Source organism: Tsukamurella spumae, from assembly GCF_012396015.1.
In the GTDB taxonomy this organism is placed as follows: Bacteria; Actinomycetota; Actinomycetes; order Mycobacteriales; family Mycobacteriaceae; genus Tsukamurella; species Tsukamurella spumae.
On record NZ_JAAXOQ010000025.1, the window covers coordinates 1 to 23700 of the forward strand.

A 23700-nucleotide genomic window follows, 5' to 3' on the forward strand; every position below is an offset into this window, starting at 1 on the left:
CGCGCTGTCACCCGAATTTCGCCGCCCGAGGTCAGCGCCCGCGAGCGATGTCCAGCGCAGCCTTCGGGCGCGACAGGAGGTACTCGCGGGCCAGGTTGCGGACCCAGGCGCGGTCGGTGACCAAGCCCGTGCTGCTGCCGGACGGCAGCGTGGACTGTGCGAAGAGCAAATGCGTGGCGCTGACCTTCTCCGGCGGCCCCGGCCCCGTGACCCGGCAGTTCCTGCAGACCCTCGACGCGCACGGAGGCAAGGGCACGTTCTTCGTCACCGGCGCGCAGGTCAACCTGAACCCCGACATCATGACCGCGATCGCCGGCACCGGCAACGAGGTGGCCAACGGGACCTGGACGCAACCCGACATGACGACGCTGTCGGACGCCGACGAGACCGCCCAGCTGCAGCAGACCAACGACGCGATCCGCGCCTCCGTGGGCAGTACTCCCACGCTGTTCCGGCCGATGGGCGGGCACACCTCGCCCGCGGTCGTGGACGCCGGCAAGCGACTGGGGCTCACGCAGATCCTGTGGGACCTGGACTCGATGGACTACAACTACCAGGCCGATCCGGACGGCCTCACGCAGGTGCTGATGACGATGAAGCCGGGGCAGATCGTCATGCTGCACGACACCTTCGTCTCGTCCGCGACCGCGCTCGACCGCGCGATGTCGGCGCTCTCCGACCAGGGGTACGCCTTCGTCACCGTCAGCCAGCTGCTCCGCAGTCGCGCCGGGTAGCCGCGAGTACGGACCCCGCGCACGCGAAAGCGGGCCCGTCCCCAGGGGGCGGGCCCGCTTCTCGTTCGGCCGGAGCCGGACCTAGGAGTGGTACGGCTCCGCGCTGACCAGCGTGACCTTGACGGTGGCGCCGCTGGGGATGGTGTACTCGCGGGTCTCGCCGACCTTCGCGTTGATGAGCGCCGCGCCGAGCGGGGAGTTCGGGGAGTAGATCTCCAGCTCGTTCTCCTGCGCGCCCTCCTCGCGGGTGGCGATGAGGAAGGTCTCGACGTCCTTCTCGTCACCGTCGTAGTAGACCTTCACGACCGAGCCGGGCAGCGCCACGCCGGACTGGGTGGGCGCCTCGCCGACCTTCGCGTTGTTGAGCAGCTCCTGCAGCTGGCGGATACGCGCCTCCTGCTGACCCTGCTCGTCGCGCGCAGCGTGGTAACCGCCGTTCTCCTTGAGATCGCCCTCTTCGCGGCGCTCATTGATCTCGGCGGCGATGACGGGGCGGTTGGCGATCAACGCGTCCAACTCGTTCTTGAGGCGCTCGTGGGACTCGGGGGTCAACCACGTCACCTGAGTGTCCGTCATTTCTCTGTCCTTCGTCGTAGTCGGCGGGGCCCGCTGCGGGACATCGTTCCGCAGCCGAGCCGACCCTGGAACGGTGCCCAGGGCCCGCAAATGCAGCAATACACGGCTCCATACGGAACCGTGTATCCGCTCACCTTAGCACGAAAGCTGCAACCGGGTTGGCCGGGTCAGGCCGCCAGCAATGCCTGCTGGTACGACGGCTCGCGCCGCTTGAGGAACGCGCAGAGGGCGTAGCTCAGCGGCATGATCACGATCTCGACCAGCGTCTTCCACACGAAACCGAGGATCGTGTAGTTGAGGAACTGGCCGGGACTGGTGAACCCGAGTGCCGGCGCGGCGATCGAGCAGAACACCAGGGTGTCGAAGAACTCGCCCACGACGGTGGATCCGAGCAGGCGCGACCAGAGGTGCTTCTCGCCCGTCCAGGCCTTCATGCGCACCAGCACCCAGGAGTTCATGAACTCGCCCACGAGGTAGCCGGCCAGGCCCGCGATGAGGAACCGCGGGACGACGCCGGCCACGGTCCGGAAGGCCTCGTCGTTGGGCCAGTCGGGGGCGGCGGGGAGGGTGGTGGTGACCCAGAAGCACAGCGCGGCCAGCGCGAGGATCGCGAAACCGGTGAGGATCACGCGACGCATCGCGCGGAAGCCGTACACCTCGGAGATCACGTCGCCGAGGACGTAGGCGAGGGGGAAGAGGTAGAAGGCGCCGTCGGTGGCGATGCCGTCGACCTTCAGGCCGAGGAACTCGAGGTGCAACGACGGGGCGAACATCACGGCCTTGGTGCCGGTGATGTTGCTGATGATCATCACGCCGACGAACAGGCCGACCAGCAGCGGGAAGTAGGGGGACGAGACGGTGGCGAAAGCCGGCCGCGCGCGTTCGCGGACCGGCCGCCCAGACAGGGGAGAGGAATCGTCAGTGTTCACGCACGGTCAAGATACGCGGGCACGTCCGTTCCGCAACCGAAGACATCGCCGACGGCGGGGGGCTCGGTGGTGCGCACCTCACTGCTGACCACGACGACGGTGTCGGACGACGGGGGCACGTAGAACTCGCGCCGGCCGATCTCGTCGCCCGCCTTGTTCTTGACGTACACGATGCAGCTGACCGCCTTCGAGGGGTCCGTCCGCGTGACGGTGACCTGGACCTGCGCGGCGGAATCCGAGAGCACGCTGTACCCCGCCGTCTCGCCTGTCACGGGTTGGCGGGAGAACTTCTGATAGCCCAGCCACGCGATGAGCACGCCGAGGATCACGACCACGACCAGCCCGATGATGCCGATCCGGCGCGCGCGGGCCGGATCGCGCTCGTCGGGGTAGCGATCGGAAGGACGGACGGGGTCGGTCGACATGGATCCATCGAAGCACACTCGAGCGCGGCGGTCCCACGGCCCGCGCGGGGTCCGCGCCCGGCCCCTCGCGCCGGGCGGGCCCGGTCGGGTGCACCCGGCGCGCGCCCGGCCGCGCGGATCGTGGACACTGGACGGCATGACCGGATACCGCCTCCTCGCCGTTCACGCGCACCCGGACGACGAGTCGAGTAAGGGCGCCGCCACGATGGCGCGGTACGCGGCCGAGGGGAACGACGTGCTGGTCGCGACGTTCACGGGCGGCGAACGAGGGGACATCCTCAACCCGGCGATGGATGTCCCCGGGATCCAGGACCGGCTCCCGGAGGTACGGCGCGAGGAGATGGCCAAGGCCGCCGCGATCCTGGGCGTCGAGCACCGCTGGCTCGGTTTCGTCGACTCGGGGCTCCCCGAGGGCGATCCGCTGCCCCCGCTGCCCGAGGGCTGCTTCGCGCTCGAGCCGGTCGAGGTGCCGACGGAGACACTGGTGCGGTTGATCCGCGAGTTCCGCCCGCACGTGATGATCACGTACGACGAGAACGGCGGCTACCCGCACCCGGACCACATCATGACCCACACCGTCTCGATGGCGGCCTACGAGGCCGCGGCCGATCCGGCGCAGTTCCCCGACGCCGGCGAGCCCTGGCAGATCTCGAAGGTCTACTACTCGCACGGCTTCCTCCGCGGCAAGTTCCAGGCCTTCGCGGACGAGTTCGAGAAGCACGGTCTCGAGAATCCCTACACCGAGTGGCTCGCCCGGTGGAAGGACGAGCGCAACGACATGATGGCCCGCGTGACCACGCAGGTCGAGTGCGGCGAGTACTTCCCGGTCCGCGACGACGCGCTCCGCGCCCACGCCACCCAGATCGACCCGAACGGGCCGTTCTTCGTGGTGCCGATGGAGTGGCAGCAGCGACTGTGGCCCACCGAGGAGTACGAGCTGGCCAAGACCGTGGTCAGTAGCAGGATGCCCGAGAAGGACCTGTTCAGCGGGATCGAGCTGTGATGGCACCGCTGCTGCAGCTGGCCTCCGACGTGGCGGTGCTCGTCGCCGATCCGGAGAAGCCCAAGGGCGCCGAGTTCGGTAAGTCCGGCCCCCTCGGTCTCGCGGTGATCGTCGCGCTCCTGGCGGTCACCTTCCTGCTCATCCGCTCGATGAACAAGCACGTCAAGAACCTCCCCGAGTCCTTCGACGACGAGGCGCCGGGCGAGGGCGACGAGGCCGGCGGCACGGACCACGCGGGCATCGAGGCCGACGAGGCCTCGCCGGCGGAGGGCGACGGCGCACCGTCGGACAGCGCCGACGGTGCCGGGGGCGACGGGCCCCGATAGGTCCCGACGCGACCTCCCGGGCTCGGGACGGCTGGTGGCGCAGTCACGGCTCACGCATCGAAGGGCAGCAGCCGGAATGTCGAGCCGCCGCCGAGTGGCCTGATCGCGCGGAAGTGACGTTGGTCGACGGTGAACAGGTCGAGTGTTGTGAAGTCCTGCGCGTGGACGACGAGAGTGGCGTCGGTCAGGCCCAGCGGGAAGCCCCCGTACGTTCCCGCGACTCTCGCCGAGCGGACGGCGACCTCGTGGTCGAAGGGGAGGACGTTCGCGGTCTGGAGGACGTCGTCGATGACGGTGGCCCGGGCCTTCTCGCCGAGTCTGGCGCCGACGAGGTGGTCGAGCTCGGCGAGGACGAGGGCGGGGACCCACAGTCTCTCGGTGAGGTGTTGGAGGAAGGCCGCGGTAGCTGCGTGATGATCATCTGAGCGGTCGTAGGCGGCGTACAGGGCGCCGGTGTCCGCGATGATCGTCATGCGAGCCCGAACCCGGTCTCGGTCAGGACGTCATCGACATCGGCGGACGTGGTGGACGTGCCGCTGTGGAACAGGCCGAACTTCATGTCCTGCGCCGTCTTTCCGTGATCGCGGAGCTTCTCGGTCAGAGCCTCACGGATGACGTCCGACTCCGTGCGGCCGTCTGCCCGCGCGCGTGCTTCGAGCGCGGCCTTGAGCTCCTCGGGCAGATAGATCGTGGTGCGGACCATGCCGTCACAGTACGCCATATATGTATGGCGTGGCAGAGCTGAGGCGTCGTCGGCGGTCTGAGGCAGGATGGGGTCATGAACCGTCTCGGCGCGTCCACCAGCCCGTACCTGCGCCAGCACGCCGACAATCCGGTGCACTGGCAGGAGTGGTCCGACGCCGCGCTCGCGGAGGCGGCGGAGCGGGACGTGCCGATCCTGCTGTCCATCGGCTACGCCGCCTGCCACTGGTGCCACGTCATGGCCCACGAGTCCTTCGAGAACGAGGCGATCGCGGCCCGGATGAACGCGGGCTTCGTGTGCATCAAGGTCGACCGCGAGGAGCGTCCCGACCTGGACGCGATCTACATGAACGCCACCGTCGCCATGACCGGCCAGGGCGGCTGGCCCATGACCTGCTTCCTCACCCCGTCCGGCGAGCCCTTCTACTGCGGCACCTACTACCCGCCGGAACCCCGGGGCGGGCAGGCGAGCTTCCCGCAGCTCCTCGAGGCCATCTCCGACACGTGGCGCGAGCGCCGCGACGAGATCGGTCGGGTCTCCGCGCAGGTGGTCGCGCACCTGACCCAGGCCGCCGCCGGGCTGCCCGACGGTGCCGCTCCCTCCGCCGAGGATCTGGCCGCGGCGGTCCGGGCGATCTGCGCCGACGAGGACCCGTCGGGCGGCTTCGGGCGCGCCCCGAAGTTCCCTCCGTCGGCGACCTTGGAGGCGTTGCTGCGGCACCACGAGCGCACCGGCGATCCCGCGTCCTACGGCGTGGCCGTGCGCTGTGCCGAGGCGATGGCCCGCGGCGGGATCTACGACCAGCTCGGCGGCGGCTTCGCCCGGTACGCCGTGGACGCCGACTGGGTGGTGCCGCACTTCGAGAAGATGTTGTACGACAACGCGCTTCTGCTCCGGTTCTACGCGCATCTGGGCCGCCGGACCGGTTCTCCGCTGGCGCTGCGTGTGGCCGACGAGACCGCCGACTTCCTTCTCCGGGACCTGGGGGTCGACGGCGGTGGGCTGGCGTCCTCGCTCGACGCGGACACCGTGGTCGACGGGTACGGCGTGGAGGGCGCGACCTATGTGTGGACGCCGGCGGAGCTGGTCGAGGTGCTCGGCGAGGCCGACGGCGCCTGGGCCGCGGAGGTTTTCGCGGTCACCCCGGGTGGAACCTTCGAGCACGGTACGTCGACGCTGCAGCTGCGCGGCGAGCCGGATCCGGTGCGGTTGGCGGACGTTCGGCGGCGATTGTTCGAATCGCGTTCGGGGCGAGCGCAGCCGGGGCGCGACGACAAAGTGGTCACCGTCTGGAACGGGCTCGCGATCACCGCGTTGGCGGAGGCGGGCCGGGTCGACGAGGCCGAGGCGGTCGCGCGCTACGTGCTCGGAACGCATTGGGACGGTGAGCGTCTGCGCCGCAGTTCGCTGGGCGGGATCGTCGGCGCCGCCGACGGGATGCTCGAGGACTACGCGGCGCTGGTGACCGGCCTGCTGGCGCTGGTCCAGCGGGCCGATGGATCCGACTGGGCCGCAGCGGCGGCCGCGATCCTGGACGCCGCGATCGTCCGCTTCGCCGACGCCGACGCGGACGGCAGCTGGTACGACGCCCCGTCGGACGGGCAGGCCCTGCTGACCCGCCCGCGCGACCCCGCGGACGGGGCGACGCCGGCGGGCGCGAGCCTGATGGCCGAGGCGCTGACCTACGCAGAGGTCCTGCTGGGGGAGCGGTACGCCGGGCTCGCCGCCGCCACGCGGGCGCGGTCCGGGGAGCTCGTCCGCCGAGTTCCGCGGGGAGCGGGTCACCACCTGGCCGTCGCCGAGCAGGCCGCAGCGGGGCTCCAGATCGCCGTCGCCGACGGTGCCGGCACCGCCGCCCTCGAGGCGGAGGCGCGCCGTCTGGCCCCCGGCGGCGCGGTAGTCATTGCGGGAGCGCAGGATTCGCATCCGCTGCTGGCGGGGCGGGGGCCGGTCGACGGCCGGGCCGCGGCCTACGTGTGCCGGGGCAGCGTCTGCTCCCTGCCGGTGACCGGGGGTGAGGCGCTCGCCGCGGAGCTCGCGCCGTGAACAGGGGCGGGGGCGCTCGCGGGCCCGCCCCCGAGGGGTGTGCTATGTTCGCTGCGTGGGTATGAACGCGTATTGGCGCTTTACCGAGGCTCCGGGTGGGGCCGTCGGTGAGGCGCGTGTGCGCTAGTACCGAACAGCACGACCCGGAGCCGAAGGCAGCGAGAGCACTCGCTGCCTTTTTCTATGGCACCGGACGTCCCCGCTGGTGCCGCCACCTGAAGGAAGGCATCACATGACCATCGAACTCGATTCGCCGGCGTCCACCTCGAACCGTCGGGTCTCGGCGTTCCATGCCATTCCCTCGCCGGTGCAGCTGCGCGACGAGCTACCGCTCGCTCCGCGCCTGGCAGCGCAGGTCGAGGCCGACCGCGCCGCCGTCGCCGATGTCATCGCGGGCCGCGATCAGCGGCTCCTCGTGGTCGTGGGGCCCTGCTCCGTGCACGACCCCGAGGCCGCGCTCGACTACGCCCGGCGGCTCAAGCCCATCGCCGATGAGCTGGCGGACCGGCTCCTCATCGTGATGCGGGTGTACTTCGAGAAGCCGCGCACCACCGTCGGGTGGAAGGGCCTGATCAACGACCCCGGCATGGACGAGTCCTACGACGTGCCCCGCGGCCTGCGCACCGCCCGGCAGCTGCTGCTCGACATCCTGGAGATCGGGCTGCCCGTGGGCTGCGAGTTCCTCGAGCCGACCAGCCCCCAGTACATCGCCGACACCGTCGCGTGGGGCGCGATCGGCGCCCGCACCACTGAGTCGCAGGTGCACCGCCAGCTCGCGTCCGGTCTGTCGATGCCGATCGGCTTCAAGAACGCGACCGACGGGAACGTCCAGGTCGCGATCGACGGTGCGCTGTCGGCCGCGTCGCGGCACGTCTTCTTCGGCACCGACGACGAGGGCGCGGCCGCGGTCGTCGAGACCGTCGGCAACGAGAACTGCCACATCATCCTGCGCGGCGGCCGCGGCGGGCCCAACTTCGACGCCGCGTCGGTGTCCGCCGCCGTCGGTGCGCTGGAGAAGGCGGGCCTCGCACCGTCGGTGATGGTGGACTGCTCGCACGCCAACTCCGGCAAGGACCATGTGCGCCAGGCCGAGGTGGCCCGGGAGATCGCCGGCCGGATCGCCGCGGGCGAGACCGGCATCTCCGGCCTGATGCTCGAGTCCTTCCTGGTCGCGGGCGCGCAGCAGCCCGGGCCGGGCCCGCTCGTGTACGGCCAGTCCGTGACCGACAAGTGCATGGACTTCGCCACCACCGACTCGGTCTTGCACGATTTGGCAGCGGCGCTGCGCTGAGGCCCACGGATACGCCGTTGCGCGCCGGTCGCGCGCCTCGTATGGTTGGTGAGGTAGCCGCCCCATCGCGGTGGGGTTGGAAGTGAGCCGCAGGATTACTCGCCGGATGACGAGGCCTGCGGCTCGCGCCTTTCCCGATCAGATCTCGTGGAGGTCCACGCTGCCGCCCAGGAGGTCGAGATAGCGCGACTGTCCGATTCGGCTTTGGACGACTGCACCGCAAATGATGTCTGAGATCCAGAGGACCGGTTCGAGTCTTCCGACCGCATGCGCGATCCGGAGGGTGTTACTGATCGCTCGGCGATTGCGCAACAGCTGCATCGTTGCGAGGTCGCTCGCGTCCAATGAAGATCGTGACTCGAAGGTGATCTTCGAGCACGGAACGTCGGCGAGGTGCGGCAGGAGGTGCTCAAGGCACTTGCGGCGGTGTCGTCGGTCGGTGGCGTCCGTGTCGTGGTGGACGACCACGATCGCTGCAACCGGCAGTCCGATCACGGCTTCGACCAGCTCGATCCGCCGGGTCTCGCTACTGCCGTGCCAGTGGACTTTCGGTTCCTCGATCCGGAGCGATTCCATGGCGTCGCGTGCGGCAGATACGTCGTTCTCGTCGAGCAATGCTGCCGCGAGAAGGTAGGTACCCGGGTCGAGGTCAGGCCTCGACCCGCTCTCGTCTCCCCACGCCGTGAGCATTCTCGGACGATAGCGGCCGGGTCCGACACGCAATCACCGAGTCCTGCGGCACTGGAAGAGTGCTCTGAGCAACTCCAGTGCCGAAGAAATCGACAGCGGGAAGTAGATTCGACCCGTGGCGATCGAACCGGATAGCAAGGACTGGACGTGGGTCATCGAGCGGGCGTGTCCCGCCTGCGGATTCGACCCGTCGACGGTCCGCCGCGAGGACGTCGCCGACCGCATCGCGCGCTCGGCCGTCGGCTGGGACGCGGCGCTCGCCCGCCCCGACGCCCGCGACCGGCCGAACGATGAGACCTGGTCGGTGCTCGAATACGGCTGTCACGTGCGCGACGTGAACCGCATCATGCGCGAGCGCCTGGACCTGATGCTGGCGCAGGACGGCGCGGCCTTCGCGAACTGGGACCAGGACGTGACGGCCGTCGAGGACGCGTACGGCGAGCAGGACCCCGCTACCGTCGCCGCGGAGCTGGCGGCCGCGGCCGCGGCCTTCGGCGCGGCCTATCGCACCGTCGGCGATGATGACTGGGCGCGCACGGGATTGCGCTCCAACGGCTCCGCCTTCACCGTCGAGTCCTTCGCCGTCTACGCCCTGCACGACCTGGAACATCACCGCATCGACGTGGGAATGGAGAACACGCATGGCTGAAGTCGCCGTCGTCACCGGAGCGAGCAGCGGGATCGGGGCCGCCACGGCGCGGCACCTCGTGCGCGCGGGATTCGACGTCGTGATCGGGGCGCGCCGCGTCGATCGGCTCGAAGCCCTCAAGGCCGATCTCGAGGCGCAGCACCCCGAGCGGATCGTCACGGCGCTGCCGCTGGACGTCTCGGACCCCGCCTCCGTCACGGCCTTCACCGACGCGATCGAGAAGGTCGACGTGCTGGTCAACAACGCCGGCGGCGCGCTCGGCGTGGACCGGATCGAGACCGCCGACGAGGCCGACTGGTCGCGCATGTACGACATCAACGTCCTGTCGATTCTGCGGGTCACCCAGGCGCTACTGCCCAAGCTGCGGGCGTCCCCGGCGGCCTCCGTCGTGACCATCGGGTCCGTTGCCGCGCTGGAGGCCTACGAGACCGGCGCCGGTTACAACGCCGCCAAGCACGGTGCCCGCGCCGTGACCCGCGTGCTGCGCCTGGAACTCAAGGGCGAGCCGATCCGCGTCATCGAGATCGATCCGGGCCTCGTGGAGACCGAGTTCTCCGTGGTGCGGCTCGGCGGCGATCGGGCCGCGGCCGACAAGATCTACGAGGGCGTCGACAACCTCACCGCCGACGACATCGCCGACGCTGTGACCTGGACCGTTACCCGCCCGCCGCATGTGAACATCGACTCGATACAGATCATGCCCCGGGACCAGGTAGCCGCTCGGAACGTGCACCGTCGGACCTAACGATCAGCGAGATTCGAACGGTTCCCGTGCGAGCCTCCTCCTGACAGGGTCAACTGTTCGTGTGCCCGACAGGGCGCCGGAGAGGAACCCATGGCCGGAGAGCCCCCGCTGCTGCGGGTGAAGAACGCCGTCATCGAGCCACTGCCGCAGGCGGTCCGCTCGTGGCTCGTCCGCATCGTCGCCCTCGTGGTGTTCGTCGCGGTGTGGTGGCTGATCAGCGGACTGCACCTGATCGACGAGAAGTTCCTGCCCACCCCGAAGTCGGTGTGGGACGCGGCCGTCCGAGCCAGCACCTGGCATCAGGTCGCCCCCGGCGTCCCGCGCGAGGTCCTCGGCGAGCAGAACTACTTCCTGTGGGAGCACCTGGTCGCGAGCCTGCAGCGGATCTTCGCGGGCGTCGGCGCCGCGATCATCGTGGGGCCGATCCTCGGCTTCGCGATGGGCACCTCGAAGACGGTCAACACGATCATCGAGCCCTACCTGAACTTCCTGCGCGCGCTGCCGCCGCTCGGCTACATCGGACTGCTCATCGTCTGGTTCGGCATCGGCGACACCAGCAAGATCTGGCTGCTGTTCCTCGCGGCCTTCCCGGCGATCGCGATCTCCACCGTCAACGGCGTGCAGGGCGTGAGCGTCGATCAGATCAACGCCGCCCGCGCCCTCGGCGCCAACCGGCTGCAGACCATCCGCGGGGTCATCGTCCCGGCCACGCTGCCCGAGGTCATCAACGGCATTCGCATCGCCGTCGGGTTCGCGTGGACCACCGTCGTCGCAGCCGAGCTCAACAACGGCATCCCCGGCATCGGCGGACTCGCCTACCTCGCCGGCCAGCAGCTCAACACGCCCCTGACCATCGCCTGCATCATCGTCATCGGCATCACCGCGCTCCTGCTGGACTCGCTCATCAAGTGGATCGGCCTGCTGGCCGTCCCGTGGAAGGGGAAGGCATGAACCGCCTGAGGCGCCTCGCGCGCACGACGCTCGTGGTCGGCACCGTCGCTCTGCTCGCTTCCGGCTGCATCGTGGAGTCCGGCAGGGCCGAACAGTCCCGGTCGATCGGCGGGAGCACGCCGTGCCCCGTCGCCCCGGATTCGACGGTGCGCGGCACCGTCCGGATCGGTTGGCAGGAGATCCCGAACGGCGACCTGATCGTCAAGGACACCAGCCTGCTCAAGACGTGCATGCCCAACGTGAACGTCGTCTGGAGCAAGTTCGCCTCCGGCGGCGATGTCATCCAGGCCTTCGGAGCGAACAGCCTCGACGTCGGACTGCTGGGCAGCGCGCCCGCGGCGAAAGCGCTGAGCGCCCCACTGAACATCGACATGAAGGTCATCTGGATCCAGGACCGAATCGGCGCGGCGGAGTCGCTCGTCGCGCGTGATCGCAGCATCAAGACCATCGCCGACCTGCACGGCAAGCGGATCGCGGTGCCCTTCGCCTCCACCGCCCACTACAGCCTGCTGACGGCGCTGGACAAGGCGGGCGTCACCGACGCGCAGGTCATCAACCTGGCCCCCGACGCGATCCGCGGCGCCTGGGGCGGCGGGCAGATCGACGCGACCTACATCTGGGAACCCACGCTCAGCCAGCTGGGCGGCACCGTCCTCACGACGAGCGCGCAGGTCGCCGAGCAGGGCGCACCCACCTACGACCTCGAGGGCGCGCGCAGCGACTTCGTGCGCGACAACCCGGCCTTCCTGAAGATCTGGACCGCCGCGCAGGGATGGGCGGCCAACCTGCTGAACACCGACCCGAACAAGGCCGCCGAGCACATCGCCGGCCAGCTCGGTGTACCGCTCGACCAGGTCCTCACCCAGATCAAGGGCTACGCCTACTTCGACGCGAGGACCCAGGCCGGGCCCGACCACCTCGGTGGACAGCTCGGCGCCGACATCCGGAAGACGGCCGAGTTCCTGCTCCAACAGGGGCAGGTGCAGGGGGTCGGGCCGGCGCAGCACTACACGGACGGCGTGTACGCGTCGGCGGCACAGGAGGCGAAATGAGCGGCACCGAGCGCGTCCAACTCACGGGCGTCGGCAAGACCTACGACACCGCCAGCGGGCAGACCGTCGCGCTGCAGCCCACGGACCTCACCGTCGAGCCGGGCGAGTTCGTCTCCATCGTCGGGCCCTCGGGCTGCGGTAAGACGACCCTGCTGCGGCTGGTCGCGGGCTTCGAGGACCCGACGGCCGGGGTCGTCGAGGTCGGTGGCGAGCGGGTCACCGCACCGTCGGCCGACCGGGGCGTGGTCTTCCAGGCCCCGACCCTGTACCCCTGGCTGACGGTGCGCGGCAACGTCGAATTCGGGCCCAAGGTGAGCGGCGTGGGCCGGGCGGAGCGGCGCGAGCAGGCGCAGAAGATGCTGGAGCTGGTGGGACTCGGCGATTTCGGCGACAAGCGGCCCTACGAACTCTCCGGCGGCATGCAGCAGCGCGCGCAGATCGCCCGTGTACTCGTCAACGACCCGGCGATCGTGCTCATGGACGAGCCCTACGGCGCCCTCGACGCGCTGACCCGCGAGCGGTTGCAGGTCGATCTACTGCGGATCTGGCGTGAGGCAGGGAAGACGATCGTCTTCATCACCCACTCGGTGGAGGAGGCGGTGTTCCTCAGCACCCGCGTGCTGGTGATGAGCGCCCGCCCCGGCCGCGTCGTGATCGACCGGAAGGTCGAGCTGCCGGGCGACGGGCCCGACACCGTCCGCGACCCGTCGGTGACGGCGACCCCCGAGTTCCAGGCGCTGCGCACCGAGCTCGCGGAGGCGATCTACGCCGCCCACGGCTGAACCTCAGCTGTCGCACAGGTCGCGCGGCGTAGTCTTGCACGCGTGGTGAGCGTGCCGAAACTGCCAGTGTCGCTGCCGTCCGGGCCTGCGCGGACGATCGCGTCCCCCGTGTACGCGATCTACGAGCGCAGGCTCGCCAACGAGCTGGCGAACGCCTATCGCGACGGCGCGCAACGCCCGCGGCACGTGGCCGTGCTCTGCGACGGCAACCGGCGCTGGGCCCGCGCCGCAGGGTTCTCCGATGTCAGCCACGGCTACCGGATGGGCGCCAAGAAGATCGCCGAGATGCTCGAGTGGTGCGACGAGGCCGGCATCGAGCTCGCGACCATCTACCTGCTCTCGACCGAGAACCTGCAGCGCGACCCCGACGAGCTGTCCGCGCTGCTCGAGATCATCACCGATGTCGTGGAGGAGATCTCCGGACCGGACAAGAACTGGTCGGTGAAGATCGTCGGCGCGATGGACCTGCTGCCCCCCGACGCCGCGCGCCGGCTCACGGCCGCCGCCGAGGGCACGAAGGGCCGCACCGGCACCCACGTCAACGTGGCGGTCGGCTACGGCGGCCGCAAGGAGATCGTCGACGCCGTGCAGTCGCTGCTCAACGACCGGCTGGCGGCCGGGATGTCGGCGGAGGAGCTGGTGGACGCGGTCACCGTCGACGGGATCGACCAGCACCTCTACACCAAGGGACAGCCCGACCCGGACCTCGTCATCCGCACCTCGGGCGAGCAGCGGCTCTCCGGATTCCTGCTGTGGCAGAGCGCCTACAGCGAGATCTGGTTCACCGAGGCCTACTGGCCCGAATTCCGCCGCGTCGACTTCCTCCGCGCGCTGCGCGACTACGCCGCCCGGCACCGTCGTTTCGGGGCCTGAGCCGGCGCACCGTCAGAGCTTGCGCAGCCGGACCCGGTTGATCGAGTGGTCGGAGTCCTTGCGCAGCACCAGGGTTGCGCGCGGGCGGGTCGGCAGGATGTTCTGCACCAGGTTGGGGCGGTTGATGCCCGCCCAGATGCCCTCGGCGCGGTCGCGGGCCTCCACGTCGGACAGCCCCGAGTAGTGGTGGAAGTGCGAGGACGGATCGGCGAACGAGGTGGTCCGCATCGACAGGAACCGGTCGACGTACCAGCGCTCGATGTCCTCGATCCGCGCGTCCACGTAGACGGAGAAGTCGAACAGGTCCGAGACCATCAGCCGCGGCCCGGTCTGCAGCACGTTGAGCCCCTCGACGATGAGGATGTCGGGCCGCCGGACATGGATCGTCTCGCCGGGCACGATGTCGTAGAGCTGGTGCGAGTACATCGGCGCGGTCGCGTCCTCCGCGCCCGACTTCACCGTGGTCACGAAGCGGAGCAGCGCGCGCCGGTCGTAGGACTCGGGGAAGCCCTTGCGGTGCATGATGCCGCGCCGCTCGAGCTCGGCGGTGGGGTAGAGGAAGCCGTCGGTGGTCACCAGGTCCACCCGCGGGTGCGAATCCCACCGCGCGAGCAGCGCCTGCAGCACGCGCGCGGTCGTCGACTTGCCGACCGCCACCGACCCGGCGACGCCGATCACGAAGGGCACCTGCGCGTCGTGCCGCTGCTCGCCGAGGAAGGTCGCGGTGGCCGCGTAGAGCCGCTGTCGCGCAGCGACCTGCAGGTGGATCAGTCGGGAGACGGGCAGGTAGACCTCGGCGACCTCGGCCAGGTCGACCTGTTCGCCGAGGCCGCGCAGGTGGGACAGGTCGTCCTCGGTGAGCGAGAGCGGGGTGGACTGTCGCAGTTCTCGCCACTGCGCTCGGTCCATCTCGATGTACGGACTCGGCTCGCTCACGCGGCGACTCCGTGACACACCGGGGATGGCATATCCCTAGTCTGGCATGTATGGATGAGCTCAGTCTCACTGACCGCTACCTGCGGCTCGGCCTGCGGTTCGACCGCATCGAATCCGGATTCGTCGACGCGTACTTCGGTGACCCGGCGCACCGTCGGGCCGTGGAGGCCGAGGACGCCCCCGAACCGGCGCGCCTCGCCGACGAGGCCCGCGCGCTCCTGCGCGACCTCGCCGCCGACACCTCCCTCACGGCCGCCCGCCGGGAGTTCCTGACCGGGCACGTCGCCGCGCTCGAATGCTCGGCCCGGAGGTTCGACGGTGCGCCGATCGGTTTCGTCGACGAGGTCCGGGCGTACTTCGACGTGGACATCGCGATGCACGACACCGCCGACTACGAGGCGGCGCACGCGAGGCTCGACGAGCTGCTGCCCGGCGCCGGTCCGCTGCAGCCCCGGATGCAGGCGCAGCGCGAGCGGTTCGCGGTGCCGCCAGAGCGAGTGCCCGAGGTCGTGGACGCGCTGGCCGGCGCGCTGCGCGATGTCGTGCGCGAGCGGTACCCGCTGCCGGAGGCGGAGACCGTGGCCTTCGAGATCGAGCACGACAAGCCCTGGTCCGGCTTCAACTACTACCTCGGCGACTACCGCTCGCGGGTCGCCGTGAACGGCGATCTGCCGCAGTACCTGTCGTCGCTGCCGCACCTCATCGCGCACGAGGCCTACCCCGGCCACCACACCGAGCACTGCCGCAAGGAGCAACTGCTCGTGCGTGGCGACCAGCAGCCCGAGCAGACCATCTTCCTCGTCAACACCCCGCAGTGCCTCATGGCGGAGGGGCTCGCCGATCACGCACTGGGCGCCGCGATCGGGCCGGGATGGGGCCGCTGGGCGCAGGAGATCTACGCCGACCTGGGCCTGTCCTTCGACGGGGACCTCGCCGAACGGATCGCGGCGGCATCGTCGGGCCTGCTCCACGTACGCCAGGACGCCGCGCTGCTGCTGCACGACCGGAACGCGGGGGAGGACGCCGTGGCCGCGTACCTGCAGCGGTGGGGGCTGATGGCCGAGCGCAGCGCGCGGCAGGCGCTGCGCTTCGTGGGGTCGCCGCTGTGGCGCGCCTACATCTCCACCTATGTCGAGGGGTACGCACTCCTCGGAACCTGGCTCGATGCGGCGGAGCCGGGACCGGCACGACTGGATCGGTTCGGCCGCCTGCTCGACGAGCCCCTCACCCCGTCGGCGCTGCGGCGGGAGATGGCGGCCGCCGCGTGAGGTGAGCGCACCGCCGCTTAGGATGACCGCATGAGCGATTCCAGCGTGAACTCCGCGTCCCTGGCCGAACTCGACCCCGAGGTCGCCGCCGCTATGAACGGCGAGCTCGCGCGCCAGCGGGACACGCTGGAGATGATCGCCTCGGAGAACTTCGTGCCGCGTGCGGTGCTGCAGGCGCAGGGCTCCGTGCTCACCAACAAGTACGCCGAGGGCTACCCGGGGCGCCGCTACTACGGCGGCTGCGAGTACGTCGACGTGGTGGAGGATCTGGCCCGGAGCCGGGCCAAGGAACTGTTCGGCGCCGAGTTCGCGAACGTCCAGCCGCACTCGGGTGCGCAGGCGAACGCCGCGGTGCTGCAGGCCCTGATGGAGCCGGGCGAGACGCTGATGGGCCTCGACCTCGCGCACGGCGGCCACCTCACGCACGGCATGCGCCTGAACTTCTCCGGCAAGCTCTACGAGAACGTCTTCTACGGCGTGTCCAAGGAGGACCACCGCGTCGACATGGACGAGGTGCGCAAGATCGCCCTCGACACCAAGCCGAAGGTGATCGTCGCCGGTTGGTCCGCGTACCCCCGCCACCTCGACTTCGCCGCCTTCCGCTCGATCGCCGACGAGGTGGGCGCGCACCTCTGGGTCGACATGGCGCACTTCGCCGGCCTCGTCGCCGCGGGCCTGCATCCGAGCCCCGTGCCGCACGCCGATGTCGTGTCGAGCACCGTGCACAAGACCCTCGGCGGGCCCCGTTCCGGCATCATCCTGGCCAAGCAGGAGTGGGCCAAGAAGCTCAACTCCGCGGTCTTCCCCGGCCAGCAGGGTGGCCCGCTCATGCACGTGATCGCCGCCAAGGCCGTCGCGCTCAAGGTCGCGGGCACGGAGGAGTTCCGGGAGAAGCAGCAGCGCACGCTCGACGGTGCGCGCATCCTCGCCGAGCGCCTGAACGGCAAGGACGTGGCGGACGCGGGCGTCACCGTGCTCACCGGCGGCACCGACGTGCACCTGGTGCTCGTCGACCTGCGCAACAGCGACCTGGACGGCCAGCAGGCGGAGGACCTCCTGCACGAGGTGGGCATCACCGTCAACCGCAACGCCGTGCCCTTCGACCCGCGCCCGCCGATGGTCACCTCCGGCCTGCGGATCGGTACGGCCGCCCTGGCCAGCCGTGGCTTCGGGGACAAGGAGTTCACCGAGGTCGCCGACATCATCGGCATCGCGCTCGCGCAGGGCAAGGCGGCCGACACGGCCGCGCTGCGCGCCCGGGTCTCGGCGCTCGCGCTGGAGGTCCCGCTGTACGAGGGTCTCGAGGATTGGGGTCTACTCTCTCGCTGAACCCGGGTTTCGGGTTCGTCAGCCGTCCTACCTGGGATTTGAAGGCCGAGCGGGGACTGCTTTAGAGTGACCGGGTGACTTCCAGCATCTCCGAGGACCTGACGCTCGCCATCGATAAGGCGCTGCCGGACATCCGCGCGGCCTACGTCGAGGCCGGCGATGCGTGGCAGCCGCACGATTACATCCCGTGGGACGACGGCCGCAACTACGCCTTCCTCGGCGGCGAGGACTTCACCCCCGGTGACGTCAAGGTCGACGAGGTGGTCAGCAACGGCCTCATCCTGGGCCTGCTGACCAAGGACCACCTGCCGTCCTTCCACCGCCTGCTCGCGCAGCACCATCTCATCGAGTCGGACTGGGGCAAGTTCGTCGGCCACTGGACCGCGGAGGAGAACCGGCACGGCATCGCGCTGCGCGATCACGTCGTGGTCAGCCGCACGTGCGATGTCGAGCAGCTGGAGATGTGGCGACTCGAGTCCGTGACTCGCGGGTACCGGCAGTACGAGGGCACTCGCGCGGAGATCCAGGTCGCCGAGCAGATCGCCATGGTGATCGTGCACGAGGCGCTGTCGGCCGACTACTTCGACCGCCTCGCGGACTACGCCGAGAAGGTCGAGGGCACGCCCGCCGGCCTCGTCACGACGCTCCGCAAGGTGGCGAACGACGATCGCGTCCAGCAGCGGTACTGGACGGAGCTGCTCACCGTCGCGCTCGACGTCAACGAGGGGCACGTCAAGGAGGCCCTGCTGGGCCAGGCGCGCGCCGTGTCGCCGATCGGCGCCGAGACCGCCGACGGGCTCGACGAGGCCCGCCGCATCGTCACCGAGGCCGGCATCAGCTCGCCCGAGCGGGACCGCGAGATCCTCAGCGGGCTGCTCTCGACGTGGGGCCTCGCGCTCTAAGTCGTCACGAACTGTTAACGAACGCGCCGCCCCGGGTCCCGCCCGGGCGGCGCGTTCGGCGTTAGTTTGACGGTGACGGATTGCGGGGAAGCAGTTCGTCCCGGGAGGTTCCAACCGTGACAACACTCATCGTCGCGAGAGGGCCGGCCCCGGTCCTCGTCGTCGGGGCGTAGACCGCGCACCGAGACGTTTGGACCGGCCGGCCGCAGCTACACGCGTGCGTGGGCGCCGCGCAGGCTAGGAGCGTCACCGTGTCTTTCCGCGAGACCCCCCGCACGTACGTGCTCGACACCTCCGTCCTGCTGTCCGATCCCTGGGCCATCACCCGCTTCGCCGAGCATGATGTCGTGCTCCCGCTCGTGGTGATCAGCGAACTCGAGGGCAAGCGCCACCACGCCGAACTCGGCTGGTTCGCCCGCGAGTCGCTGCGCATGCTCGACGACATGCGCCTCGAGCACGGCCGCCTGGACCAGCCGATCCCCACGCCGGGCGGCGGCACGGTGCAAGTGGAGCTCAACCACATCGACCCGTCCGTCCTGCCGGTGGGCTTCCGCACCGAGACCAACGACTCCCGCATCCTCGCCTGCGCGCTGAACCTGCGCGCCGAGGGCCGGGACGTGGTGCTGGTGTCGAAGGACATCCCGCTGCGGGTGAAGGCGGGCGCCGTGGGCCTGCCCGCCGACGAGTACCGGGCGCAGGACGTGGTGACCTCCGGGTGGACGGGCATGGAGGAGCTCGAGGTCTCGCGCGAGGTGATCGACGCGCTGTTCGCGGGCGGGGTCGTCGATCACGACGCCGCGCGGGAGCTTCCGTGCAACACGGGCGTGCGCCTGCTGGGCGGCACGTCCAGCGCGCTGGGCCGGGTGACCGCCGAGAAGCAGCTGCAGCTGGTGCGCGGCGACCGCGAGGCCTTCGGGCTGCACGGGCGCAGCGCGGAGCAGCGCGTCGCGCTCGATCTGCTGCTCGACGAGTCGGTGGGCATCGTCTCCCTCGGCGGCAAGGCCGGCACCGGCAAGTCCGCGCTGGCGCTGTGCGCGGGGCTCGAGGCCGTGCTGGAGAAGCGGACGCAGCGCAAGGTGGTCGTCTTCCGCCCCCTGTACGCCGTCGGCGGCCAGGACCTCGGCTACCTGCCCGGTTCCGAGAACGAGAAGATGGGGCCGTGGGCGCAGGCCGTCTACGACACCCTCGACGGCCTCGCCTCGCCCGAGGTGATGGACGAGGTGATGGACCGCGGGATGCTGGAGGTGCTGCCGCTCACGCACATCCGCGGCCGGTCGCTCCACGACTCCTTCGTCATCGTCGACGAGGCGCAGTCCCTCGAGCGCAATGTTCTGCTGACGGTGCTCTCCCGGCTCGGCTCGGGTTCGCGGGTGGTGCTCACGCACGATGTCGCGCAGCGCGACAACCTGCGCGTCGGGCGGCACGACGGGGTCGCCGCGGTGATCGAGAAGCTCAAGGGCCACCCGCTGTTCGCGCACGTCACGCTCACCCGCTCCGAGCGCTCGCCCATCGCCGCCCTGGTCACCGAGATGCTGGAGGAGTTCGCGCCCGGAGCGTAGGCCCCGGTCCGTCGGGCCCGACGGTGCGCCGCGCACCGTCGGGCCCGACCCTCCGCGGGTAGGGCAGCCTAAGCCGGACACGGATGCGCAGGGGGAATACCCTCGAAGGCGTGACTTCGAACAGCCCCGAATTCATCTACTCCGATCTGCTGCCCATCGGCCCGGACACCACGCCGTACCGATTGCTGACCACCGAAGGCGTGTCGACCTTCGAGGTGGACGGGCAGAAGTTCCTCAAGGTGGAGCCGGAGGCGATCCAGAAGCTGACCGCCGAGGCGATGCACGACATCAGCCACTACCTGCGGCCCGCGCACCTGCGGCAGCTGCGGAAGATCATCGACGACCCCGAGGCGTCGGGCAACGACCGCTTCGTGGCGCTCGACCTGCTCAAGAACGTCAACATCTCCGCCGGCGGCGTGCTGCCGATGTGTCAGGACACGGGCACGGCGATCGTGATGGGCAAGAAGGCCGAGGGCGTGCTGACCGGCGTCGAGGACGGCGAATGGGTCTCGCGCGGCGTGTTCGACGCGTACACCAAGCTGAACCTGCGCTACTCGCAGAACGCGCCGATCACCATGTACGAGGAGCGCAACACCGGCACGAACCTGCCTGCGCAGGTGGAGATCTACGCCACCGAGCAGGGGCCGAAGGGGCCGGAGTACAAGTTCCTGTTCATGGCCAAGGGCGGCGGCTCGGCCAACAAGTCCTTCCTGTTCCAGGAGACGAAGGCGATCCTCAACCCGGACCGCATCCTGAAGTTCCTCGACGAGAAGATCCGCTCGCTGGGTACGGCGGCCTGCCCGCCGTACCACCTGGCGATCGTCATCGGCGGCACCTCGGCGGAGTTCGCGCTCAAGACCGCGAAGTACGCCTCCGCGCACTACCTCGACGAGCTGCCGGAGACCGGATCCATTGCGGCGCACGGATTCCGCGATAAGGAGCTCGAGGAGAAGGTCTTCGAGCTGACGCAGTCCTTCGGTATCGGTGCGCAGTTCGGCGGCAAGTACTTCTGCCACGACGTGCGCGTGGTGCGCCTGCCCCGGCACGGTGCGTCGCTGCCCGTCGCGATCGCGGTGTCCTGCTCCGCGGATCGGCAGGCGCTCGGCAAGATCACCGCCGACGGTGTCTTCCTCGAGCAGCTGGAGACCGACCCCGCGCAGTACATGCCGGATGCCGGTGTGGCGGAGGACATCGAGGGCGGCGCGGTCGTCGAGATCGATCTGAACCGGCCGATGCCGGAGATCCTCGCCGAGCTGTCGAAGTACCCGGTGAAGACGCGCCTGTCGCTGACCGGGCCGCTCGTCGTCGCGCGCGACATCGCGCACGCCAAGATCAAGGACCTGCTGGACTCGGGCGCGCCGATGCCCCAGTACCTCAAGGACCACCCGGTCTACTACGCCGGCCCCGCGAAGACCCCGGAGGGCATGGCGTCCGGTTCCTTCGGGCCCACCACCGCCGGTCGCATGGACAGCTACGTCGACCAGTTCCAGGCCGCGGGCGGCTCGATGATCATGTTGGCCAAGGGCAACCGGTCCAAGCAGGTCACCCAGGCCTGCGATGCGCACGGCGGCTTCTACCTCGGCTCCATCGGCGGCCCCGCGGCGCGGCTCGCGCTGGACTGCATCAAGTCGCAGGAGGTCATCGAGTACCCGGAGCTCGGGATGGAGGCGGTGTGGAAGATCGAGGTCGAGAACTTCCCCGCGTTCATCGTCGTCGACGACAAGGGCAACGACTTCTTCACCGACCCGTCGGGTGAGGTCGCCCTGCCGCTCAGCGGCATCCGGGTGCGCTCGAAGGAGCGGTAGCGCCGGTCCCGGTCAGGCCGGGCGGAGGATGGTCACCGCGAAGTCGGCGTCATCGTGCCAGGGCTTGACGTCCCAGGTCGCGAGGCGCAGATCGGTGCGCAGCCCGGCGTCCGTCGCGTAGGCGTCGAACCGCTCCGGGGTGAGCCCGCGGTTCGTGTGGAAGCCCACCACGGCGAAGCCGTCGTCGGTCAGGTGCTCCCGGAAGTTCCGCAGCACCGTCGTCTCCGTCCCCTCCGCCACGAAGACCATGACGTTCCCCGCGCAGACGATGGCGTCGAAGACGCCGTCCAGGTCCAGCTCGGCCAGGTCCTGGACCAGCCAGCGGGGACCCGGATGATCCTGCTCCGCCGCGGCGATGAGGACCGGGTCCACGTCGACGCCGGTCACGTCGTGGCCCACGGAATGCAGGTAGCCGCCGATCCGCCCCGGCCCGCACCCCGCGTCCAGGATCCGTGACCCGCGGCCCACCATCGCGTCCACCAGCCGCCCCTCGCCGGCCAGGTCCGCGCCCTCGCGCGCCATCGTCCGGAAGCGTTCGACGTACCACTCGCTGTGGCCGTCCTTGGTGTCGGTGAACCATCGCGGCGTGCTCATGCTCATACCCTCGAACCTACTTGCAAGGATTCGCGGCCTCTCCTGTGCCTGTGCCGTTGCGGAGAACACGAACGTAGACGCCGCGGTGCTGCAGGCCGTTGCACGCTGCCACGCTCGACGTGCCGTAGTCGACGTAAGGAGTGTAGAAGGCCTCGCCGTTGTCGTCGGCGGAGCGGATCGAGCCACAGTTCAAGGCACCGCTGTAGAAGTACTCGGCGCCGGGATTTGTCGACAACTGGTCGTTCACGAGGGTCCTGACGGCGGGGTTCGACTGCTCGATCGAACCCAGGACCAGGATGAACCGCCCGTCGCACGGTGGCCGGCTCACAGGTCGGGTGAGCCCGAGGTCACCGGAGCCGCGCGGCGGCGCAGACGACGCGGGGGCGACCGTGGTCGCCGGGGCGATCGCGGGCGCGGTCGGCGGCGCGGCCCTGACGGTCGACGAAGACATCGACGGAACGGTGCTCGATTCGATGGCCGGGGAGGCGGAGGTTCCCACGGAATCGGAGCGGCTGAGCATCACGGCCGTGCCGGCGACGACGGCGCCGACCACGAGGGCGGCGGCGACCGCGGTGGGGAGGCGCCACCTGAGCCGGCGGTGCTGCTCGGGGCGCGGCGACGGCAACGGAGTCGGCGCGATCATGGTCGGAGCATCGTGGGCGCCCGACGTGGGCGGTACGGCGCGGATGACCGTCGCCTCTGCCGGAGCCTGGGCGAGTTCGGCCGCGAACTCTCCAGCGCTCTGTGGGCGGTCGGCCGGGGAGGCGGCCATACCGCGGGCGATGGTGCGATCGACCGAAGGCGGGATGTCGGGGCGTCTGGTGGTCACCGGAACGACAGCGCCGTCCAGTGCAGCGGCGATCACGGCGGCGGGGCTGCTCCGGTCGAACGGTCGGGAGCCCGTCAGCAGCGCGTACGCGGTCGCGGCGAGCGAGTAGACATCCGCCCGCGAGTCGACCTCGTCTCCCCGGAGCTGTTCCGGCGCGGCGTAGGCGACGGAACCGATGGTCGTCCCGGTGGCGGTCAGATCGGACGTGTCGTCGGCCGCGCGCGCGATCCCGAAGTCGGACAGCAGTGCACGCGAGGTGTCGAGCATGATGTTCGCGGGCTTCACATCCCGATGGAGGATGCTCCGCTGGTGAGCGAAGTCGAGAGCCGCAGCGGTGTCACGAACGATAGCCACGACCGTGTCGTACGGCAGGCCGCCGGGCGACTGCGCGAGACGAGCCGCCGCGTCGATCCCGTTGATGTACGGCATCGACAGCCACAGTCGCCCGTCTTCCTCGCCCCGGTCGAGAACCCCGACGATGTTGGGGTGATTGAGCGTGGCGGCGAGATCGGCCTCGCGGAGAAAGCGTTGCCGGAAGGACTCATCGGCCGCGAGGTGTGGTGGAAGGACCTTGATCGCATCGTGGCGAGGCAGCCGCGGATGCTGCGCCAGGTACACCTCTCCCATTCCGCCCACGCCGAGGCGACGCACGATCGTGTACCCGGCGAAGACCTCGCCCGGAGAAAAGGACATCTCGCACCTC

Annotated in this window: 25 protein-coding genes; 16 read left to right on the plus strand and 9 right to left on the minus strand. The window is 69.9% G+C overall.

What is annotated here, in order from left to right:
• Positions 1–116: 116 nt before the first annotated feature.
• On the plus strand, positions 117–734 hold the full coding sequence (locus HF999_RS16785; protein ID WP_168546994.1) for a polysaccharide deacetylase family protein: 618 nt from the start codon (positions 117–119) through the stop codon (positions 732–734).
• 81 nt (positions 735–815) lie between these two features.
• On the opposite strand, the gene greA is transcribed toward HF999_RS16785, so the two are convergent.
• The 3 genes from greA to HF999_RS16800 form a co-directional block, all read right to left on the minus strand.
• Positions 816–1310: a transcription elongation factor GreA gene (greA, locus tag HF999_RS16790; protein WP_168546995.1), complete on the minus strand. Its 495-nt coding sequence runs from the start codon at positions 1308–1310 to the stop codon at positions 816–818.
• 167 nt (positions 1311–1477) lie between these two features.
• Positions 1478–2239 (minus strand): queuosine precursor transporter, encoded by a 762-nt coding sequence (locus tag HF999_RS16795; protein WP_312854176.1) that lies wholly within the window; start codon positions 2237–2239, stop codon positions 1478–1480.
• Positions 2236–2664 carry a DUF4307 domain-containing protein gene (locus HF999_RS16800; protein WP_168546996.1) on the minus strand — a complete coding sequence of 143 codons (429 nt, stop codon included), beginning with the start codon at positions 2662–2664 and terminating at the stop codon, positions 2236–2238. The genes HF999_RS16795 and HF999_RS16800 overlap by 4 nt, the downstream gene beginning before the upstream one ends.
• Before the next feature lie 136 nt (positions 2665–2800).
• On the opposite strand from HF999_RS16800, the gene mca reads away from it, so the two are divergent.
• Positions 2801–3667: a mycothiol conjugate amidase Mca gene (gene mca / locus HF999_RS16805; protein ID WP_168546997.1), complete on the plus strand. Its 867-nt coding sequence runs from the start codon at positions 2801–2803 to the stop codon at positions 3665–3667.
• Positions 3667–3993 (plus strand): hypothetical protein, encoded by a 327-nt coding sequence (locus tag HF999_RS16810; protein WP_168547060.1) that lies wholly within the window; start codon positions 3667–3669, stop codon positions 3991–3993. The genes mca and HF999_RS16810 overlap by 1 nt, the downstream gene beginning before the upstream one ends.
• 50 nt (positions 3994–4043) lie before the next feature.
• On the opposite strand, the gene HF999_RS16815 is transcribed toward HF999_RS16810, so the two are convergent.
• On the minus strand, positions 4044–4466 hold the full coding sequence (locus HF999_RS16815) for a PIN domain-containing protein (RefSeq protein ID WP_168546998.1): 423 nt from the start codon (positions 4464–4466) through the stop codon (positions 4044–4046).
• The gene (locus HF999_RS16820) at positions 4463–4696 is read right to left on the minus strand and encodes a ribbon-helix-helix domain-containing protein (protein WP_168546999.1); all 234 of its coding nucleotides are present in this window, start codon (positions 4694–4696) and stop codon (positions 4463–4465) included. Before HF999_RS16820 ends, HF999_RS16815 begins: the two co-directional genes overlap by 4 nt.
• Positions 4697–4771: 75 nt before the next feature.
• Here HF999_RS16820 and HF999_RS16825 point away from each other — a divergent pair, with 75 nt between their 5' ends.
• Together HF999_RS16825 and HF999_RS16830 are read left to right on the plus strand one after the other, a co-directional pair.
• Positions 4772–6742, plus strand: coding sequence for a thioredoxin domain-containing protein (locus HF999_RS16825; protein WP_168547000.1), 1971 nt, complete (start codon positions 4772–4774; stop codon positions 6740–6742).
• Between the two features lie 232 nt (positions 6743–6974).
• Positions 6975–8033, plus strand: a complete 1059-nt coding sequence (locus tag HF999_RS16830; RefSeq protein WP_210733900.1) for a 3-deoxy-7-phosphoheptulonate synthase — start codon at positions 6975–6977, stop codon at positions 8031–8033.
• Positions 8034–8171: 138 nt separating this feature from the next.
• Here HF999_RS16830 and HF999_RS16835 read toward each other — a convergent pair whose 3' ends face one another.
• Entirely contained in the window at positions 8172–8723 is a 552-nt protein-coding gene (locus HF999_RS16835; protein ID WP_168547001.1) for a hypothetical protein, read from the minus strand.
• Positions 8724–8838: 115 nt separating this feature from the next.
• Between HF999_RS16835 and HF999_RS16840 the strand changes: the two genes are divergently transcribed.
• The 6 genes from HF999_RS16840 to HF999_RS16865 all read left to right on the plus strand — a co-directional run bounded on the left by HF999_RS16840 (position 8839) and on the right by HF999_RS16865 (position 13775).
• Positions 8839–9372, plus strand: coding sequence for a DinB family protein (locus HF999_RS16840; protein WP_168547002.1), 534 nt, complete (start codon positions 8839–8841; stop codon positions 9370–9372).
• Positions 9365–10117: an SDR family NAD(P)-dependent oxidoreductase gene (locus tag HF999_RS16845; protein ID WP_168547003.1), complete on the plus strand. Its 753-nt coding sequence runs from the start codon at positions 9365–9367 to the stop codon at positions 10115–10117. The genes HF999_RS16840 and HF999_RS16845 overlap by 8 nt, the downstream gene beginning before the upstream one ends.
• Before the next feature lie 90 nt (positions 10118–10207).
• On the plus strand, positions 10208–11068 hold the full coding sequence (locus tag HF999_RS16850; protein WP_168547004.1) for an ABC transporter permease: 861 nt from the start codon (positions 10208–10210) through the stop codon (positions 11066–11068).
• Positions 11065–12120: a taurine ABC transporter substrate-binding protein gene (locus tag HF999_RS16855; protein WP_168547005.1), complete on the plus strand. Its 1056-nt coding sequence runs from the start codon at positions 11065–11067 to the stop codon at positions 12118–12120. The genes HF999_RS16850 and HF999_RS16855 overlap by 4 nt, the downstream gene beginning before the upstream one ends.
• A complete protein-coding gene (locus tag HF999_RS16860; protein WP_168547006.1) occupies positions 12117–12902 on the plus strand; it encodes an ABC transporter ATP-binding protein in 786 nt (261 codons plus the stop codon). The genes HF999_RS16855 and HF999_RS16860 overlap by 4 nt, the downstream gene beginning before the upstream one ends.
• Positions 12903–12998: 96 nt before the next feature.
• Positions 12999–13775 (plus strand): isoprenyl transferase, encoded by a 777-nt coding sequence (locus tag HF999_RS16865; RefSeq protein ID WP_376766499.1) that lies wholly within the window; start codon positions 12999–13001, stop codon positions 13773–13775.
• A gap of 12 nt (positions 13776–13787) precedes the next feature.
• On the opposite strand, the gene coaA is transcribed toward HF999_RS16865, so the two are convergent.
• Positions 13788–14729 carry a type I pantothenate kinase gene (gene coaA, locus HF999_RS16870; protein ID WP_312854177.1) on the minus strand — a complete coding sequence of 314 codons (942 nt, stop codon included), beginning with the start codon at positions 14727–14729 and terminating at the stop codon, positions 13788–13790.
• Positions 14730–14761: 32 nt separating this feature from the next.
• On the opposite strand from coaA, the gene HF999_RS16875 reads away from it, so the two are divergent.
• The 5 genes from HF999_RS16875 to HF999_RS16895 all read left to right on the plus strand — a co-directional run bounded on the left by HF999_RS16875 (position 14762) and on the right by HF999_RS16895 (position 21574).
• A complete protein-coding gene (locus tag HF999_RS16875) occupies positions 14762–15979 on the plus strand; it encodes a DUF885 domain-containing protein (RefSeq protein ID WP_168547008.1) in 1218 nt (405 codons plus the stop codon).
• A 30-nt stretch (positions 15980–16009) separates the two neighbouring features.
• Positions 16010–17308 (plus strand): serine hydroxymethyltransferase, encoded by a 1299-nt coding sequence (gene glyA / locus HF999_RS16880; protein ID WP_168547009.1) that lies wholly within the window; start codon positions 16010–16012, stop codon positions 17306–17308.
• 74 nt (positions 17309–17382) lie between these two features.
• Positions 17383–18210 (plus strand): acyl-ACP desaturase, encoded by an 828-nt coding sequence (locus HF999_RS16885; RefSeq protein ID WP_312854178.1) that lies wholly within the window; start codon positions 17383–17385, stop codon positions 18208–18210.
• Between the two features lie 281 nt (positions 18211–18491).
• Entirely contained in the window at positions 18492–19769 is a 1278-nt protein-coding gene (phoH2, locus tag HF999_RS16890) for an RNA 5'-3' helicase PhoH2 (protein WP_168547064.1), read from the plus strand.
• 83 nt (positions 19770–19852) lie between these two features.
• Positions 19853–21574, plus strand: coding sequence for a fumarate hydratase (locus HF999_RS16895; RefSeq protein ID WP_168547010.1), 1722 nt, complete (start codon positions 19853–19855; stop codon positions 21572–21574).
• Between the two features lie 12 nt (positions 21575–21586).
• On the opposite strand, the gene HF999_RS16900 is transcribed toward HF999_RS16895, so the two are convergent.
• On the minus strand, positions 21587–22168 hold the full coding sequence (locus HF999_RS16900) for a class I SAM-dependent methyltransferase (RefSeq protein ID WP_210733901.1): 582 nt from the start codon (positions 22166–22168) through the stop codon (positions 21587–21589).
• Between the two features lie 16 nt (positions 22169–22184).
• Positions 22185–23690, minus strand: coding sequence for a serine/threonine-protein kinase (locus HF999_RS16905; RefSeq protein WP_168547012.1), 1506 nt, complete (start codon positions 23688–23690; stop codon positions 22185–22187).
• Positions 23691–23700: the final 10 nt, after the last annotated feature.

What these genes read in the sequence shown, in the direction of transcription:
- greA (WP_168546995.1), bottom strand. Translation starts at nt 1,310, where the DNA reads ATGACGGACACTCAGGTGACGTGGTTGACCCCCGAGTCCCACGAGCGC.
- HF999_RS16800 (WP_168546996.1), bottom strand. Translation starts at nt 2,664, where the DNA reads ATGTCGACCGACCCCGTCCGTCCTTCCGATCGCTACCCCGACGAGCGC.
- mca (WP_168546997.1), top strand. Translation starts at nt 2,801, where the DNA reads ATGACCGGATACCGCCTCCTCGCCGTTCACGCGCACCCGGACGACGAG.
- HF999_RS16810 (WP_168547060.1), top strand. Translation starts at nt 3,667, where the DNA reads ATGGCACCGCTGCTGCAGCTGGCCTCCGACGTGGCGGTGCTCGTCGCC.
- HF999_RS16815 (WP_168546998.1), bottom strand. Translation starts at nt 4,466, where the DNA reads ATGACGATCATCGCGGACACCGGCGCCCTGTACGCCGCCTACGACCGC.
- HF999_RS16820 (WP_168546999.1), bottom strand. Translation starts at nt 4,696, where the DNA reads ATGGTCCGCACCACGATCTATCTGCCCGAGGAGCTCAAGGCCGCGCTC.
- HF999_RS16825 (WP_168547000.1), top strand. Translation starts at nt 4,772, where the DNA reads ATGAACCGTCTCGGCGCGTCCACCAGCCCGTACCTGCGCCAGCACGCC.
- HF999_RS16830 (WP_210733900.1), top strand. Translation starts at nt 6,975, where the DNA reads ATGACCATCGAACTCGATTCGCCGGCGTCCACCTCGAACCGTCGGGTC.
- HF999_RS16835 (WP_168547001.1), bottom strand. Translation starts at nt 8,723, where the DNA reads ATGCTCACGGCGTGGGGAGACGAGAGCGGGTCGAGGCCTGACCTCGAC.
- HF999_RS16845 (WP_168547003.1), top strand. Translation starts at nt 9,365, where the DNA reads ATGGCTGAAGTCGCCGTCGTCACCGGAGCGAGCAGCGGGATCGGGGCC.
- HF999_RS16850 (WP_168547004.1), top strand. Translation starts at nt 10,208, where the DNA reads ATGGCCGGAGAGCCCCCGCTGCTGCGGGTGAAGAACGCCGTCATCGAG.
- HF999_RS16855 (WP_168547005.1), top strand. Translation starts at nt 11,065, where the DNA reads ATGAACCGCCTGAGGCGCCTCGCGCGCACGACGCTCGTGGTCGGCACC.
- HF999_RS16860 (WP_168547006.1), top strand. Translation starts at nt 12,117, where the DNA reads ATGAGCGGCACCGAGCGCGTCCAACTCACGGGCGTCGGCAAGACCTAC.
- HF999_RS16875 (WP_168547008.1), top strand. Translation starts at nt 14,762, where the DNA reads ATGGATGAGCTCAGTCTCACTGACCGCTACCTGCGGCTCGGCCTGCGG.
- glyA (WP_168547009.1), top strand. Translation starts at nt 16,010, where the DNA reads ATGAGCGATTCCAGCGTGAACTCCGCGTCCCTGGCCGAACTCGACCCC.
- HF999_RS16895 (WP_168547010.1), top strand. Translation starts at nt 19,853, where the DNA reads ATGCGCAGGGGGAATACCCTCGAAGGCGTGACTTCGAACAGCCCCGAA.
- HF999_RS16900 (WP_210733901.1), bottom strand. Translation starts at nt 22,168, where the DNA reads ATGAGCACGCCGCGATGGTTCACCGACACCAAGGACGGCCACAGCGAG.
- HF999_RS16905 (WP_168547012.1), bottom strand. Translation starts at nt 23,690, where the DNA reads ATGTCCTTTTCTCCGGGCGAGGTCTTCGCCGGGTACACGATCGTGCGT.